This window comes from Bathymodiolus azoricus thioautotrophic gill symbiont (assembly GCF_001298715.1).
GTDB lineage: Bacteria > Pseudomonadota > Gammaproteobacteria > PS1 > Pseudothioglobaceae > Thiodubiliella.
The window spans coordinates 1-1,039 of record NZ_CDSC02000356.1; the positions used below are offsets into that span (position 1 = coordinate 1).

Annotated in this window: 1 pseudogene; it reads right to left on the reverse strand. The window is 39.7% G+C overall.

Annotation, left to right across the window (positions count from 1 at the left end):
• Positions 1–972 (reverse strand): annotated as a pseudogene (locus BAZSYMA_RS06925) (hypothetical protein); the annotation flags it as partial.
• Positions 973–1,039: the final 67 nt, after the last annotated feature.

Below are 1,039 nucleotides of genomic sequence, written 5' to 3' on the forward strand. Positions count from 1 at the left end.
TGCGTTAGTAGCAATATTACGCTGCTGTGGGGAAGGATTTTCATTTGACTCCTCTCCCTCGGATCGATAGATCAGTTGAATAAGTTCACAGAAAAAACTGGGGTCAGAAGCTAGCCTATTTTCTAGGGTAACTGGAGAACCATCGCTATCCCAATCAAACAAAGTCACATAAGCCCATTCAATATGAAAAAGCTTATCTTGATCAGTGACAGCATTCTTTTGTAAAGCCTTAATGATTTCAACAACCCGATAGCTGTCAATTTCACTAAAAGACTTTTCAGATTTGACTGATGCCGCCAACAAAGCGTCACATGCTAAGTCTGGATTAATACCTCTATTTTCAGATAAGTCTCTGTAAATCCCATTAATAGCAGCTATTGGTCGATCGAATTCAAGTAATTTCCTGAGAGCGTACTCAGTGCCATCCTTTATTTTGTGTGTATTTGCATTGGTGTTATTCCAGTAGTAACCTTCATTTTCACCAAGCAATTGTTCAACTTTATCCCAGGCATTTTTCTCAAATGGCAAAGCGCACAATAGTAAAGCTATCTGCTTTGGCATCCAGTCAGTTTTGTTAATACCATCAAACCACTGCCAGTTACCCATGAGTTGGCGACGCGATACATAGGCTGTAACTAATGACTGAATCTTTTGATCTGTCTTGTCTAGTAAAGCAGGTAAAAGATCTGCATCAAAATCAGATTGATCCAAAGCTCCCAGAACTTCACCTACAATGCGGGTATTGGAAACTGTTGAAGCAAACTCTAGTACTTGAGAAATACCCCCTTCATTCAAGATATCTTCTATGGCGGTTTTTCGTATCTGAAATAGTTTCTTTTGCTTTTCTTGCTGACTCCCATCGACTTCATAGAAATATGCATCTGAGAACAGGCGTTTACTCAATAGATTTAGGCTTTTAGGAGCCAGTTGACTCGCTACTTCTTCTATTTGAATTAGAGAATCATTTCCCAATGACCACTTAGCTTCTGGAAACCTGCGATGTCGGGCAATTAATTTGCACAATGCATCCCATAGTGGC